Origin of the sequence: Nocardia sp. NPDC046473 (assembly GCF_040645995.1) — a bacterium.
Classification (GTDB): domain Bacteria; phylum Actinomycetota; class Actinomycetes; order Mycobacteriales; family Mycobacteriaceae; genus Nocardia.
The window spans coordinates 87,300-99,876 of the sequence record NZ_JBEYZJ010000016.1; the positions used below are offsets into that span (position 1 = coordinate 87,300).

General features: G+C 67.0%; 12 protein-coding genes. 10 read left to right on the plus strand and 2 right to left on the minus strand.

All coding sequences use genetic code 11. The annotated features are described in order from the left end of the window. The 7 genes from rapZ (at position 1) to ABZ942_RS42940 (ending at position 7,021) form a co-directional block, all read left to right on the plus strand. Positions 1–981 carry an RNase adapter RapZ gene (gene rapZ, locus ABZ942_RS42910; RefSeq protein ID WP_357392024.1) on the plus strand — a complete coding sequence of 327 codons (981 nt, stop codon included), beginning with the start codon at positions 1–3 and terminating at the stop codon, positions 979–981. After that, a complete protein-coding gene (gene yvcK / locus ABZ942_RS42915) occupies positions 978–2,024 on the plus strand; it encodes a uridine diphosphate-N-acetylglucosamine-binding protein YvcK (protein ID WP_357392025.1) in 1,047 nt (348 codons plus the stop codon). The genes rapZ and yvcK overlap by 4 nt, the downstream gene beginning before the upstream one ends. After that, on the plus strand, positions 2,015–2,998 hold the full coding sequence (whiA, locus tag ABZ942_RS42920; RefSeq protein ID WP_040736336.1) for a DNA-binding protein WhiA: 984 nt from the start codon (positions 2,015–2,017) through the stop codon (positions 2,996–2,998). Before yvcK ends, whiA begins: the two co-directional genes overlap by 10 nt. Positions 2,999–3,407: 409 nt before the next feature. After that, complete coding sequence (gene gap / locus ABZ942_RS42925; protein ID WP_357392026.1) at positions 3,408–4,427, plus strand: type I glyceraldehyde-3-phosphate dehydrogenase; 1,020 nt, start codon at positions 3,408–3,410, stop codon at positions 4,425–4,427. Between the two features lie 4 nt (positions 4,428–4,431). After that, a complete protein-coding gene (locus ABZ942_RS42930; protein WP_357392027.1) occupies positions 4,432–5,646 on the plus strand; it encodes a phosphoglycerate kinase in 1,215 nt (404 codons plus the stop codon). A 26-nt stretch (positions 5,647–5,672) separates the two neighbouring features. Further along, on the plus strand, positions 5,673–6,458 hold the full coding sequence (gene tpiA / locus ABZ942_RS42935) for a triose-phosphate isomerase (protein ID WP_357392070.1): 786 nt from the start codon (positions 5,673–5,675) through the stop codon (positions 6,456–6,458). A gap of 80 nt (positions 6,459–6,538) precedes the next feature. Then, positions 6,539–7,021: an NUDIX hydrolase gene (locus ABZ942_RS42940; protein WP_357392028.1), complete on the plus strand. Its 483-nt coding sequence runs from the start codon at positions 6,539–6,541 to the stop codon at positions 7,019–7,021. On the opposite strand, the gene ABZ942_RS42945 is transcribed toward ABZ942_RS42940, so the two are convergent. Together ABZ942_RS42945 and ABZ942_RS42950 are read right to left on the minus strand one after the other, a co-directional pair. Beyond that, positions 7,022–7,804 (minus strand): META domain-containing protein, encoded by a 783-nt coding sequence (locus ABZ942_RS42945; RefSeq protein WP_357392029.1) that lies wholly within the window; start codon positions 7,802–7,804, stop codon positions 7,022–7,024. 48 nt (positions 7,805–7,852) lie between these two features. After that, positions 7,853–9,271, minus strand: a complete 1,419-nt coding sequence (locus ABZ942_RS42950) for a lipase family protein (RefSeq protein WP_357392030.1) — start codon at positions 9,269–9,271, stop codon at positions 7,853–7,855. Between the two features lie 168 nt (positions 9,272–9,439). On the opposite strand from ABZ942_RS42950, the gene ABZ942_RS42955 reads away from it, so the two are divergent. From ABZ942_RS42955 to ABZ942_RS42965, 3 genes are all read left to right on the plus strand, one after another. After that, positions 9,440–10,069, plus strand: coding sequence for a TetR/AcrR family transcriptional regulator (locus ABZ942_RS42955; RefSeq protein ID WP_357392031.1), 630 nt, complete (start codon positions 9,440–9,442; stop codon positions 10,067–10,069). 9 nt (positions 10,070–10,078) lie between these two features. After that, positions 10,079–10,609: a hypothetical protein gene (locus tag ABZ942_RS42960; protein ID WP_357392032.1), complete on the plus strand. Its 531-nt coding sequence runs from the start codon at positions 10,079–10,081 to the stop codon at positions 10,607–10,609. 868 nt (positions 10,610–11,477) lie between these two features. Continuing rightward, entirely contained in the window at positions 11,478–12,398 is a 921-nt protein-coding gene (locus ABZ942_RS42965; protein WP_357392033.1) for a DMT family transporter, read from the plus strand. Positions 12,399–12,577 lie beyond the last annotated feature (179 nt).

Below are 12,577 nucleotides of genomic sequence, written 5' to 3' on the forward strand. Positions count from 1 at the left end.
ATGACACGCGTCGAATCGAACAACACTGCGGGAAATCCGCGACAGACCGAGGGGCGGACCAGCCCCTCGAGCGCTGTCGCAGCGGCGAACCCGCAGGTCGAGGTCGTCATCGTGACCGGGCTATCCGGCGCGGGCCGCGGTACCGCCGCCCGCGTGCTGGAGGATCTCGGCTGGTACGTGGCGGACAATCTGCCGCCGGAGCTGATCGGCCGGATGGTCGAACTCGGTGCGTCCGCCGAGCCGCCGATCCGCAGCCTCGCCCTGGTGATGGACGTGCGCAGCAGGTTTTTCACCGGCGACCTCTCCGTGGTGACCGATCAATTGCGCAAGCTCGGCATCGGGACCAGGGTGCTGTTCCTCGAAGCCTCCGATGACGTGCTGATCCGGCGCTTCGGCTTCGCCCGCCGCAGGCACCCGCTGCAGGGCGAGAGCAAAGATGGCACACTCTCGGCGGGCATCGCCGCGGAACGGATCCGGCTCTCGGCCGTGAAAACCGCGGCGGACCTGGTCATCGACACCACCGAACTGTCCATCCACCAGCTGCACCGCAAGCTGGAGGAGGCCTTCGGCGGCGGCGCGCCGAGCGCGTTGCAGCTGACCGTGCAATCCTTCGGCTTCAAGCGTGGGGTTCCACTGGACGCCGACATGGTGTTGGATGTGCGTTTTCTACCTAATCCACATTGGATACCGGAATTGCGGGAACACACTGGTCAGGAATCAGTGGTGAGCGAGTACGTGCTGTCGCGCCCCGGCGCCGATGATTACCTGCGTACCTGCCACCACCTGGTCGACCTGACGATGAACGGTTACCGCCAAGAGGGGAAGCGATACATGACGGTGGCAGTGGGCTGCACCGGAGGCAAGCACCGCAGCGTGGCGATCGCCGAGGCTCTTGGCGAACTGATGAGCGAGGGCGCCGACGTGCCCGAGGGATCCGCCGACGTGGTGCGGGTCGTGCATCGGGATCTGGGGCGAGAATGACGGGTTGGGAATCGGATCCCAGCATTGTCGCGCTGGGTGGCGGGCACGGCCTCTACGCGACGTTGACCGCCATCCGGCGGTTGACCAGAAAGATCTGTGCGGTCGTCACCGTCGCGGACGACGGCGGCTCGTCCGGTCGCCTACGCGCCGAACTAGGCGTGCTGCCGCCCGGTGACCTGCGGATGGCGCTGGCCGCGCTGGCCGAGGAATCCGACGGCATCTGGACGCAGACCGTGCAACATCGCTTCGGCGGCACCGGCGCGCTGGCCGGTCACTCGGTCGGCAACCTCATTCTCGCGGGCCTGGCCGAGGTGCTCGGCGACCCGGTCGCCGCGTTGGATGAGCTCGCGAAGATGTTGCGCATCACCGGACGGGTGCTGCCCATGTCGCCCATCGCGCTCGACATCGAAGCGGATGTGGCTGGGCTGGAAGCGGATCCGCGCGTCAGCCGTTGCATTCGTGGTCAGGTCGCCATCGCGACCACCCCCGGCAAGGTGCGGCGGGTGCGGTTGATCCCGTCGGACCCGCCGGCCAGTCAGGAAGCCACCTCGGCCATCGAACACGCCGATGTGGTCGTTCTCGGACCAGGATCCTGGTTCACCAGCGTCATCCCCCATGTGCTCGTCCCCGAACTACGAGAGGCGCTGGTGTACACCCGAGCCAGAAAAGTTCTCGTGCTGAACCTCGCCGCCGAGCCCGGCGAAACGGCGGGTTTCTCCGCCGAACGGCACCTGCATGTATTGTCCCAGCACGCACCGGAATTCGTGGTCGACGAAGTCTTGGTCGATTCGGGCTCGGTGCCCGAGGGTCGCGAAAGAGAACATGTGGCGAGAGCTGCCGAACAGTTGCGCGCACGGGTAACCTTCTCCGATGTCGCCGAGGCGGGGACGGACCGGCATCACCCCGGAAAGCTTGCCGCCGCACTGGATCAACTGATCCGGCAACCTCGGCCGCAAATGGCAGGGCTTCGAGTCGAGGGACGGCACATGGGTCAGGATGTGCGTTCCGGGTTGGGTGGAAAGGAGCGCGTCTCGTGGCGATGACAGCCGATGTGAAAGACGAGCTGAGCAGGCTCACGGTGTCGCAAGTCAGTTCCCGCAAGGCGGAACTGTCCGCGCTGCTGCGCTTTGCGGGCGGCCTGCACATCGTCGGTGGCCGGGTGATCGTCGAAGCCGAGGTGGACATGGGTTCCATCGCACGCAGGCTGCGCCGGGAGATCTTCGAGCTATACGGCTACGGCTCCGACGTGCACGTGCTCGGCGCGGGTGGTCTGCGTAAGACCTCCCGCTACGTGGTGCGGGTGTCCAAGGAGGGCGAGGCGCTGGCCCGGCAGACCGGGCTGCTCGATGTGCGCGGTCGCCCGGTGCGCGGGCTGCCGGCCCAGGTGGTCGGCGGCAGCATCGCGGACGCCGAAGCCGCTTGGCGCGGAGCGTTTCTCGCGCACGGCTCGCTCACCGAGCCCGGTCGCTCCTCCGCGCTGGAGGTCAGCTGCCCGGGTCCGGAGGCGGCGCTCGCGCTCGTCGGTGCGGCCCGCAGGCTGGGCATCACCGCGAAGGCGCGGGAGGTGCGCGGCACCGACCGGGTCGTGGTGCGCGACGGCGAGGCGATCGGCGCGCTGCTCACCAGGATGGGGGCGCACGGCACCCGGATCGTCTGGGAGGAGCGCAGGCTGCGCCGCGAGGTGCGGGCTACCGCCAACCGGCTGGCCAACTTCGACGACGCCAACCTGCGCCGTTCGGCCAGGGCCGCGGTCGCCGCGGCCGCCAGGGTGGAGCGCGCGCTGGAGATCCTCAGTGACGACGTGCCCGACCATCTCGCCGCCGCGGGCAAGCTGCGCGTGCAGCATCGTCAGGCGTCACTGGAGGAACTCGGCCAGCTCGCCGACCCGCCGATGACGAAAGACGCTGTGGCGGGCCGGATTCGGCGCCTGTTGTCGATGGCGGACCGCCGCGCCAAGGAGCTCGGTATCCCCGATACCGAGTCGGCCGTCACCGCGGAACTGCTCGACGAAGCCTGACCAAGTCGTCACCCGGCCGGTTGCCTTCATGGGCACCCGGCCGGAGGTCTGTTCGGGTTTCGCGCTGAGAGCGCTCCAGATCCCGCACCGACTCTCGGGATCCGCACTGGCTTCAGAGCCCTATTTCGAGTGCCGATCCCGAGAGCCAGTGCGGATTCTCGCGGGTGGTGCGGATGCGGGCAAAGGGGACGTATGTCACCACCGGGGGAGTGCCGCATTGGAATGCCAGGGTGATTGACAGTGCTGCGTCGCAGGTAGGCGGACCGTACTGTGAGGAAACAGACCGGTCGGTGATTGATTTCGCTGGTTACCGTGGTGGTGTGTCCAGGTGCATGTCAGTGCGGTAACAGGCGGGCACTACTGTTACAAGACATCGGAATGATCCGCTTGAAAGCTGAGGAGCGATAACGTGACTGTCCGGGTAGGCATCAACGGCTTCGGTCGTATCGGACGTAACTTCTTCCGGGCGGTGGAGGCGCAGAAGGCGCTGGGCACCACCGACATCGAGATCGTCGCGGTCAACGACCTCACCGACAACGCGACCCTCGCGACCCTGCTCAAGTACGACTCGATCCTCGGCCGCTTGCCGCAGGACGTCTCGCTCGACGGCGACGACACCATCGTGGTCGGTGACCAGCGGCTCAAGGCGCTGGCCATCAAGGAGGGCCCGTCGGCACTGCCGTGGGGCGACCTGGGTGTCGACGTGGTCGTGGAGTCGACCGGCATCTTCACCGACGCGACGAAGGCCAAGGGCCACCTCGCGTCCGGCGCCAAGAAGGTCATCATCTCCGCACCCGCCAAGGGTGAGGACCTGACCGTGGTCATGGGCGTCAACGACGACAAGTACGACGGCAGCCAGAACATCATCTCCAACGCCTCGTGCACCACCAACTGCCTCGGCCCGCTGGCCAAGGTGCTGCACGATGCCTTCGGCATCGAGCGTGGCCTGATGACCACCATCCACGCATACACGCAGGACCAGAACCTGCAGGACGCGCCGCACGCCGACCTGCGTCGCGCCCGCGCCGCCGCGCTGAACATCGTGCCCACCGGCACCGGCGCCGCGAAGGCCATCGGCCTGGTGCTCCCCGAGCTGCAGGGCAAGCTGGACGGCTACGCGCTGCGCGTGCCGGTCCCGACGGGCTCGGTCACCGACCTCACGGTCAAGCTGGGCAAGTCGGCCTCGATCGAGGAGATCAACGCCGCGTACCAGGCCGCCGCCGCGGGCGCGCTCAAGGGCTACCTCAAGTACAACGTGGACCCGATCGTGTCGAGCGACATCGTCACCGACCCGCACTCCTGCATCTACGACGCGCCGCTGACCAAGGTCATCGACGATCAGGTGAAGGTCGTCGGCTGGTACGACAACGAGTGGGGCTACTCGAACCGTCTCGCCGACCTCATCGGCCTCGTCGGCAAGTCGCTCTGAGGCCATGACAGTCAAAACTCTCGACGACCTGCTCAACGAGGGTGTCGAAGGTCGGGGCGTGCTGGTGCGCTCCGACCTGAACGTCCCCCTCGACGACAGCGGCCAGATCACCGATCCCGGTCGGATCATCGCGTCGGTGCCCACGCTGAAGGCGCTGGTCGAGGCCGGCGCCAAGGTGGTCGTCACCGCGCACCTCGGTCGGCCGAAAGGCGAGCGGGATCCGAAGCTTTCGCTGGCTCCGGTGGCCGCGAAGCTCGCCGAGGAACTGGGCCGCAATGTCCAGCTCGCCGGTGACGTGGTCGGCGGGGACGCGCTCGCGCGCTCCGAGGGGCTGACCGACGGCGATGTGCTCCTGCTGGAGAACATCCGCTTCGACCCGCGTGAAACCAGCAAGGACGACGCGGAGCGGGGCAAGCTCGCGGCCGCGCTGGTCGAGCTGGTCGGTGACGACGGTGCGTTCGTGTCCGACGGTTTCGGTGTGGTGCACCGCAAGCAGGCGTCGGTGTACGACGTGGCCAAGCTGCTGCCGCATTACGCGGGCAAGCTGGTCGCCGCCGAGGTCGAGGTGCTCGCCAAGCTGACCACGGACACCGAGCGGCCGTACGCGGTCGTGCTCGGCGGGTCCAAGGTCTCCGACAAGCTCGCGGTCATCGAGGCGCTCGCGCCGAAGGTGGACACGCTGGTCATCGGCGGCGGCATGTGCTTCACCTTCCTTGCCGCACAGGGTCTTTCGGTGGGCACCTCGCTGCTGCAGGAAGAGATGATCGACACCTGCAAGGACCTGCTCGACCGGTACGCCGACGTCATCCACCTGCCGCGCGACATCGTGGTGGCGAACAAGTTCGCGGCCGACGCGGACTCGAAGGTCGTTCCGGCGCATGAGATTCCGGACGGCTGGATGGGTCTGGACATCGGCCCCGAGTCGACCAGTCGGTTCGCCGCGCTGCTGACCGAGGCGAAGACGGTGTTCTGGAACGGCCCGATGGGCGTGTTCGAGTTCGAGAGCTTCGCGGCCGGTACCAAGGGCGTGGCCGAGGCCATCGTCACCGCGACCGGTAAGGGCGCGTTCACCGTCGTCGGCGGTGGCGACTCCGCCGCGGCCGTGCGTGCGCTCGGGCTGCCCGACGACGGTTTCTCGCACATCTCCACCGGCGGCGGCGCGTCGCTGGAATACCTGGAGGGCAAGGAACTTCCGGGCATCGCAGTGCTGGAAGATTGAGGAGTGCTACGACTGTGACAAAGTCTCTGGCCAGGAAGCCGCTCATCGCGGGCAACTGGAAGCTCAACCTCAACCACCTCGAGGCGATCGCGCTGGTGCAGAAGATCGCGTTCGCGTTGCCGGAGAAGTACTTCGCCAAGGTCGATGTCTCGGTGCTGCCGCCGTTCACCGACCTGCGCAGCGTGCAGACGCTGGTGGAGGGCGACAAGCTGCTGCTCACCTATGGGGCGCAAGATATTTCGGCGCACGACTCAGGTGCCTACACCGGTGAGATCAGCGGTGCCATGCTGGCCAAGCTCGGCTGCACCTTCGTGGCGGTCGGCCATTCCGAGCGGCGGCAGTACCACCACGAGGACGACGCCACCGTGCTCGCCAAGGCGAAGCAGGCGCTGAAGTACGGGATCACGCCGATCGTCTGCATCGGTGAGGGCCTGAACGTCCGCGAGGCGAAGACGCATGTCGAGTACAACCTCGAGCAGCTGCGTGGTTCGCTGAAAGGCCTGACGGCGGAGGAGATCTCGAAGGTCGTCATCGCCTACGAGCCGGTCTGGGCCATCGGCACCGGCAAGGTCGCCACCCCCGCCGACGCGCAGGAAGTCTGCGGCGCGATCCGTGCGGAACTGGCCGAGCTGGCCTCCCCGGAGATCGCCGCGGGTGTCCGCGTGCTGTACGGCGGCTCGGTCAACGCCAAGAACGTCGGCGAGCTCGTCGGCCAAACCGACATCGACGGCGCACTGGTCGGCGGTGCCTCGCTCAAGGGTGACGAGTTCGCCACCCTGTCCGCGATCGCCGCAGGCGGCCCACTGCCGTAACAGTTTTCACCCACCAGAGCCGGGCACCGCACCAGCGCTGCCCGGCTCTGCTGTGTCACGGGGCGGATACGCTGTGGCCCATGCCGACCGAGCGAGCCGAATACCTTGCGGCACTGCCGCGTAAGCCGATGGCGGCCGGTGCGCTGTTCGTCGATGCGGCGGAACACGTGTTGCTGGTCGAGCCGACCTATAAGGACCATTGGGAGCTGCCGGGCGGCGTTGTGGAAGCCGATGAATCGCCATACGCCGCAGTCGTCCGAGAGGTCGGCGAGGAGTTGGGTTTGACGGTGTCCATCGGGCGGCTGCTGGTGCTGGATTGGGTTCCGTCGGGCCGCTATCCGACCGATGGGGTGATGCTGGTCTTCGACGGCGGCGTGCTGAGCGCCGAACAGGCCGAGGCGATAGCGCTTCCCGCGCAAGAGCTTCGGAGCTGGGCCTGGTGTGACGCAGCCGCGGCCGCGGCGCTGCTGCCTGCGGTGCTGGACAAGCGGGTGGCGGCAGCGAACCGCGCTCGGGCCGAGGGCATTACGGCCTATCTGGAGGACGGGTTCGTCGTGCGCTGATTACTCGGCGCGCAGGGTGAGGCCGTTGCCGTTGAGGTTGCGGAGGGTGAGGGTGTCGGCGTCTACTGTGGCGGTTGTCTTGCCGTCCAAGGCTTTCAGGACTGCTTGCTCGACCTCCATTACCTCGGGGGAGCACAGCATCTTGGTGGTGGCTATCTGGAAGGTGAGGTCGATGTCGGGGCCTGTTGCGTGGCCGGTCATTCGGTTGCAGCCCGCGGTGCCGGAGACGGCGCCGTCGTCGGCGATGGTGAGGGTTGGTTTCACCTCATCGATTGTCTGGGAACGGATTTGGGCGTCGGGGGTGATGAGGGCGGTGACGATCCAGGTGCGGCCCTTGATCGGGCGGTCGGGGTTGGCCACCTTCTTGTCCTGCATGGTCACCGTCAATTTGTCGTTCTTCAAGGTCAGCTTGGTGTCGTCGAGCTGCCAGGTGGGATCGGAAGTCAGCAGCCCGTTGAGCCATTCGTCGGCACCCGCGTGGTCGCCCGCGCAGGCCATGAGAGTGCCGGCCAGGCCGGTCACGTGCAGCTTGTTGTTGTCCAGTGCGACCGCGCCCGAGAACGAATTGCAGCCCGCGTCGGCGGCGATCCGGTCGTCTTTGAAGGAAAGGGTCAGTGGGCCGCCGCCGGGAATCGGCGCGCCGTCGACCGCGGTGGAGAGGAAGGTGCGGCCCGCCAAGCCCGGCGCGGTCGTGTTCGTGTTCGTGTCGCCGCTGGAGCAGGCAGTGACCGCGAGGAGACCCAACAGGGCGACCGAGCCGAACCGCACGAAAGTAGCCGACATGACGGCGATGCTACCGATGGCGTGCGGTCCGGCCCGGTCTCCGGCAGGTCAGACCGGCATGCCGAGGGCGGAGGCGAGGGTCTGGCCGACGGCGTTGGCGAACGTGGCGAACGCGCCGGGATCGAGGATCTGCAACGGCACGTCGCGATTGCTGCAGCCCGGCGCGGCGGGCACGCCGTTGAGCCGATCGTTCAGCCACATCGCGGCCGAGCCTGCCCCGGATACCGCGGCGATGCCGTGCTCACTGATCAGCTCGCGGGTGTAGGCGACGGTCGCGTTCGGATCCTTGCAGTAGGTGTCATAGAGCTTGTTGACCGCGTTCACCGGCATCGCCTCGTCCAGCGGCGCCTCGTAGATGTACAGCGGGAACTGGGGCGTGCCGCGGTGCCCGAGGCTCAATTCCCGGAGCATGGGCTGCAATTCGGGTGCGCGCATCGGGTCGCCGGGATAATCGAACAGGCCCTTGATGTTCACGAACGGGAACGCCGCGAACTGCAGGGCGACACACTGTCCCTGATGGACCACTCGGAGCCCCTTGCCGAGCGGGTTCATGTACCGCTCGATGAACTGGTTGAGCTCGGGGTATTCGTTTGCTACACCGAACAATCCACCGAGCACCGCGCCGCCGAAGGTCGACGTGGCGTTGTTGTAGTCGATGGCCATGCCGATATCCGCCATCAGGCCGCCCACCGCGGAGCCGACCAGGTTCAGCTCCGGCGCGTACTCGGCCTGCAGTTCGGCGGCGTGTGCGGTCGGAATGGCGCCGCCCGAGTAGCCCCACAGCGCGGTCCGGGTCGCGGTGCCGGGCAGTCCGGCCGGTTCGAAGTTCTCGACGGCCCTGATCCCGTCCAGGGTGATCCGGCCGCCGAGCGGTCCGGCCGCGTACGCCGCGTTCGGTCCCTGATGGTCCGGCACCACGACGGCATGGCCGAGTTGCAGCATGGCCTGCACCTCGATGAATTCCGCGGAGATCACCGGGTTGGTCGGGTTGGGCAGCGAACCCATCTGCAGCACATACGATGCCGCGCAGTTCTGCGAGAGCGAGTCCTCGGCGAACTGGAAGGCGACCAGGCTCCGGTCCGGCGTGGGGAACGGCCGGTACGGCACGATCACGGTGGCCACCGCGGGGATCGGCTCGCCGCGGGTGTTGCTGCTGCGATAGGACAACTGCCAGGCTCGCACGTTCAGTGGGATCAGGAAGAAGTTCGCGAGATTGACCTGTCGGGCCGCCAGGATCTCCCCGGGTTGTGCGGCAGCGACCTCGGCCGGATCGGGGTTGTAGAAACCTTGATCAAGAAACGGCGGCGCGGGCGGTAGCGGGAACGGCAGCGGCGGTGCCACCGGCACCGGATCCGCGTGCGCCGGGCCGATCAGCACCGGACATACCGCGACGGTCAACCCTGCGGTCAGAGCTAGGCAAGTTTGCGCGAGCATCCGTTTGGTGCCCGCGGCAGTGCCCTTCTTCATTCGGAACTCCTCGACCTCTACGCAACGTTGTGAGCCAGCTCTCGAGAGAAAAGAGAGCAATTATTTCCTAACTGGCGGTCGACTGTAGGGTCCACGCTGTCGCTGTGTCAACGATCACGCTGACCCGATGACGGCCGGTTCGAGCGGGACCAGGCAGGATGGGCAGTCATGACCGGGAGCGCCGAAACACCGCGTCCACGCCGGACGCAGCAGGAACGCCGCGCCGCCACCGTCGCCAAGTTGATCGATGCGACGGTCGCCGCTATCGGCGAGGTCGGTTATCAGCGCACGACCGTGCAGGAGATCTGTGGTCGGGCCGGCCTGTCCGTCGGGGCGATGTTCCGGCAGTTCGACAGCAGGCTCGACCTGATCGTGCGGACCGCCGAGGAGATCGTCACGCGGCAGCTCGCCGCGTTCACCGTGGTGATGGAACACCTCGGTGAACACGCGAATCCGCTCGACACCGCGTTGCGCTTCCTGCAGGAGGCTCAGTCCGACAGCGTCACGCACGCGCTGCGCGAGATCTACCTCGCGGCTCGCTCGGACGCCGAACTGCGGGTCCGGATCGCGCCGACGGTCGAGAACTATTACGACGAGATCGTCGCCGCGGTCGACCGCACCGGAGTGTTGGATCAGTATCCGCAGCGGTTGCGCGAACCGCTGTTCTTCATGGCGCTGCATGTGTTTTCGGGACAGGCGGTTGTTCGCGGGGTGTACCAGCGCCCCGAACTCGATGACGCCGTGCTGACGCTGGTCGCGGACATGATGCGGGTTTACGCCGATTCGGTCGACGAATAGGTCGAGCAGGTGAGGTTGTGGACGCTGCAGGCGCCCGAGGTGGTCGCCGCGTTGCGGGCCGGCGGTCGCTACCGCGCGAGCTGGGATCTCGTTTCGTCGAATCTTCGGCCTGCGTTTCGGGTGATGACCGCCGAAATGGCAAGGCGCGGTATCGATTGCGGAGACGCGCCGCCGGTATGGTGCTGGCCGGGCCGCGGACTTCGCGGTGCTTCCGTGCGGCGTACCGCGAATGCGCTTCTCGGCGACCATGAATGGGCGCACGGTAGGTGGTTGCTGAAACTTCGTGTGCCGGAGGCATACACGCTGACCACGTCGTACTCGGCATGGAACGACCACCTCGCCGACACCCTCGGCGACCCCTACGGCATGGCCGAGATGGACTGGACCGGTCGGCTGCATTCCGACTGGGACGAACAGCAGGTGACAATCCCCGAGCTGCGCCCCGAGTGGACCGTGCGAGCACGCCCCTACCCACCGGACGCCCAGACCGCAGCCAGGATCGCGGCAGATCCGTCGCTCCGCGCACCGGAGCGGCAATAGCCGGACGCCGTGCAGTCTCTGGCCCCGAGTCGAGCGAGTCAGTGCGGTGTCACTTGGCGAACGTTGCATCCTCTTGACGCACGCTGCAACCTACGTAAAGAGGACACCTCGTACGTCAAGTCGTCGTGGCTGTCGTGTGCGCATGCCGAGAACGCGGGCAGGACTGGGGAAGATCCGGCGCTACGCGCGCTCGCGGTAATGCATGCGACAAGCCGTGGCGCCACGCGTTAGGATCGGCCGCGTGCACCGATGTTTTCCGATCACCCCGCCGCCTGCCTCCTGAGCGAGGTGTAGGCGTACTTCCGCATTAGCCCAGCCATGCGCGGTCTGACCGACCGTGCCAGGTGGCGCCCGTATTGCGCGTTCGTTGCGTGATTCGCGGTCTGAGCATGCCGAGTTCGGCGGTGCTCTTCCACGTATCTGCGCAATCGCTGTGGCGTGCGCGGTCCGGCGGGCCACGCCGGTCGGCGTTCGTTTCGCGTACTTGCGGATTAGTTGCGGCGACGCGTGGTTTGCGGGGGCTGCCGGTCGGCGTTCGTTTCGCGTACTTGCGGATTAGTTGCGGCGACGCATGGTTTGCGGGGGCTGCCGGTCGGCGTTCGTTCCGCGTGCCTGCGGATTCGTTGCGGCGACGCATGGTTGCGGGGCCTGCCGGTCGGCGTTCGTTTCGCGTACTTGCGTGTTCGTTGCGGCGATGCCTGGTTTGGCGGGCCGTGCCGGGTTTGCGTCCGATCCTCATACCTGCGCGTTCGCTGCGGCGGCGCGCGGTCTGAGGGCGGACCGCACGGGCTTGTGCGTCTGTTCGGCATTCGTTGTGCACCTCGCTTCCGCGACCCATCCCTCTCTGTCGCAGGAGCGCGAAACCTTCATGTCCATATCTCTGTCCACGACCGGCCGTTCCGGGCTGGTCTACCTTGTCGGTGCCGGAATGCTCTGGGGCACCGGCGGATTGCTCGGCACTCTGCTCGGGCGTGTCACCGGGTTGTCACCGATTGCGGTGGCCACCTGCCGACTTGCCGTCGGCGGGTTGCTGCTTGTCGCGTTACTTGCCGCAACGCGGCGGCCGTGGCCACGAAATCTGTTGGCCTGGCGCAGAATCGGCGCGGTCGCTGTTCTGGCCGCTACCTTCCAAGCGTGCTACTTCGGTGCAGTAGCGGCATCGTCGGTCAGCGTCGCCACGCTGATCACCATCGGTGCGTCGCCGGTGGTGGTTGCAGTGCTGGAACAGCTCACCGGCCGCCGTGCCATGGACCGCAGGCGGGCCGCGACGATCGGGCTCGCCCTGTCCGGTTTGGCGCTGCTGGTCGGCGTGCCGTCCGAAGACGTGGGATCCGCCGGACTACTTGCCGGTGCTGCTCTCGCCGTCGCGGCCGCAGCAGCGTTCGCAACTGTCACGGTGATCAGCGCCCGGCCGGTATCCGGTCTCGACCCGATGACCACGACCGGCCTCGGATTCACCGGCGGCGCAGTGCTACTCGCACCCCTTGCGATCACCACCGGAATCACCTTCGAGCCGAACCCCGGCAGCCTCGCCCTGCTCGCGGCCCTCGGATTGGTGCCGACAGCAATCGCCTACACCCTGTACTTCCGCGGCCTACCCGACGCCGGGCCCGGCACCGCCGCGATCCTCGCGCTACTCGAACCCCTCACCGGCGCCATCCTCGCCGCCATCGTCCTCGGCGAACGACTGACTCCACTCGGCATGCTCGGTGCCGCCCTCCTCACCGTGGCACTGGTTCTCACTAGTAGTCGTCCGAGTATCAGCGACACAACGGACCGGATGGACTGAACCGCAACCGATTCACGCCTGCCGTATGCAGAACCGGATATCAGCTCGCGGCATCATGCCGACCCTCATGGTGTCGATCACCGTAAGGCGAATCGACGATATCCGCAGCAGCGATTTTGTGGCCACGTCAGGTGGCCGCGGGTGGTGCTGGCACACCAGTGCACAGCTTCTGCGTCGGT